3 protein-coding genes are annotated in these 2,364 nt (G+C 46.4%); all 3 read left to right on the top strand.

Annotated features, from left to right (window positions below; translation table 11 throughout):
* The first annotated feature begins 80 nt into the window (after positions 1-80).
* The 3 genes from tnpA to tnpC are packed head-to-tail and all read left to right on the top strand — an operon-like array spanning position 81 to position 2,331.
* The gene (tnpA, locus tag VTH8203_RS22110) at positions 81-392 is read left to right on the top strand and encodes an IS66 family insertion sequence element accessory protein TnpA (protein ID WP_096995603.1); all 312 of its coding nucleotides are present in this window, start codon (positions 81-83) and stop codon (positions 390-392) included.
* Positions 389-742: an IS66 family insertion sequence element accessory protein TnpB gene (gene tnpB, locus VTH8203_RS22105; protein ID WP_096995602.1), complete on the top strand. Its 354-nt coding sequence runs from the start codon at positions 389-391 to the stop codon at positions 740-742. The genes tnpA and tnpB overlap by 4 nt, the downstream gene beginning before the upstream one ends.
* 59 nt (positions 743-801) lie before the next feature.
* Positions 802-2,331 (top strand): IS66 family transposase, encoded by a 1,530-nt coding sequence (gene tnpC, locus VTH8203_RS22100; protein WP_096995601.1) that lies wholly within the window; start codon positions 802-804, stop codon positions 2,329-2,331.
* The last annotated feature ends 33 nt before the right edge of the window (positions 2,332-2,364 follow it).

Here is a 2,364-nt window from a genome sequence, read left to right as displayed (position 1 = left end):
GTAAGCGCGTCATAAACCCCGCATTCTAATCACCTAGCACGAATAATAAGATCAAATCTCCAACCATGAGGAGATTTGAAATGGGAAAACGACACACTAATCAAGAATGGCAAATGCTCATCGAGCAATCTGAATCGAGTTCATTGTCAACGCGTGCATTTTGTAAGCTCAATGAACTCAATCCCTCAACGTTTTATGCCAAGCGCCAGCAACTCAAAAAAGTGGATGTCTCTCTGGGCTTTGTCCGAGCTGAAGTTGTCGAAAAGACGACGAAGTATCAAGTTCAGAGTGCAACCGCTCACATGACTCTTCTCATAAATGATGTTGAGCTGAGCATTCCACAAGGCACGCCAGCGACCTATCTGGCAGAGCTTATCGGTGCTTTGTCATGAAACGCATGCTCAGCGCCCCAGAGATTTATCTGTATCGTGAGAGTGTCGATTTTAGAAAGTCTATCAACGGCCTCGCGGCGATTATCGAAAGTGACACCGACTTATCTTTGGGCAGCGGTGCACTGTTCCTGTTCACCAACAAACAGCGTGACAAAATCAAAGTGCTGTACTGGGATAAAACAGGCTTCGCTCTCTGGTATAAACGTCTTGAGAAAGCCAAGTACAAATGGCCCTCAAAAGAGAAAAATGAGGTGTTTATCCTGACTCAATTTGAGCTTGATAGACTGCTTGCTGGCTTCACGATTATCGGCCATAAACCCGTACGAATAAACGATTTTACAATGACTTAATCGATAATTTAGCCTTATCCACCAAGCGTTAACGGCATGATTTTAGTATAATAAATGCCATGAAAAAGACGCCAAATATCAACCCAGAAAGCCAAGATGTTGCCGAGCTACAAGCGATGGTGAAAACACTGATGGCGTCAGAAATCCAATTGAAACAAGAGCGCCAGTCTCTACTTGAACAGCTCAAGCTTGCCTTCGACCGTCAGTTCGCTAGACGCTCGGAGGCATTAAAGCCTTACAATGAGTCGCAAGGTGACCTCTTCAACGAAGTGGAATGTGAAGCCACTAAAGATGAAGAAGTTGAGGTCACGACCACCACCACAACGAAGAAGCGTGGAAAACGTAAGCCACTTCCACAGACCTTGCCTCGAGAAGTTATTGAACTTGATTTAGACGACCATGAAAAGCAGTGTTCATGCTGTAATCACACTCTGCACAAAATCGGCGAAGACCGCAGTGAAAAGCTAGAGTTCTCGCCAGCGGTACTCAAAGTGCTGGAATATGTTCGTCCTAAATATGCTTGTCGTCAGTGCGAACAAACAGAAGACAAAAGCCACATCGTTCAAAAGCCAGCGCCACAAAGCATTATTCCCAAGAGCTTCGCCACAGAAAGCTTGCTTGCCAATATCATCCTTGGCAAATACCAATACGCAATGCCACTTTATCGACAAGAGTCGTTGTTTACCCAATCGGGTATCGAACTATCGCGCACGACTATGGCTAGATGGGTTATACAAGTCAGTGAGAAGTTCGAACCCCTTTATGCCGCCCTAAAAGAGCACTTACTTCAACAAGTGGTGGTTCAGGCGGATGAAACGCCGCTCAATGTGCTCAAGGAAGATAAACAATGTTACATGTGGCTCTACTGCTCGGGCGCAGACTCACCAGATGCCGCACTACCCAATGTGAAAAATATCGCCTTGTACGACTATCAAAACAGTCGCGCTAGGGCATGCCCTGTTGCCTTCTTGGGGGATTACCGTGGTTATCTGCAAACTGATGGCTATGGTGCCTATGATGGGCTCCACCAAGTGACCAATGTTGGCTGCATGGCGCATGCACGGCGTAAGTTCATGGACGCGAAAAAGCTGCAAGGTAAAGGCAAGTCAGGCAAAGCAGACAATGCCTTGGCTAAAATCCAAAAACTTTATGGCATTGAGTCGAGGTTAAAAGGCGCATCGGCGAATGAAAAGAGAGCCGAACGACAAACCCATGCTAAACCGATACTCGATGAGCTTTATGAGTGGATGACGACTCAGCGAGTGATAGAGTCAAGTCCGTTAGGCAAAGCGATAAAATACACGCTTGGTCAGTGGCCGAAACTTATCCGTTACATCGATGATGGTCACTTATCTATCGACAATAATCGCGCTGAACGCGCAATTAAACCGCTGGTTATTGGCAGAAAAAATTGGCTTTTTTCAACCAATCCAAAGGGAGCTGATGCGAGCGCGATGCTTTATAGCATCGTCGAGACAGCGAAGGTCAACGGTCTCATCCTCTACGATTACATGGTTAAATGCATGCAAGAGCTGGCGAAAGCAGAGCCAAATATCGATGCGCTCCTGCCCTGGAACTTCAAACACTAACAATATCGCCCCGTGGGTTTATGGGGCGGATAC

This window comes from Vibrio thalassae, assembly GCF_900089835.1.
Classification (GTDB): domain Bacteria; phylum Pseudomonadota; class Gammaproteobacteria; order Enterobacterales; family Vibrionaceae; genus Vibrio; species Vibrio thalassae.
Note: the sequence above shows the minus strand (reverse complement) of the source record. Positions and strands in the feature narration are given on the sequence as shown.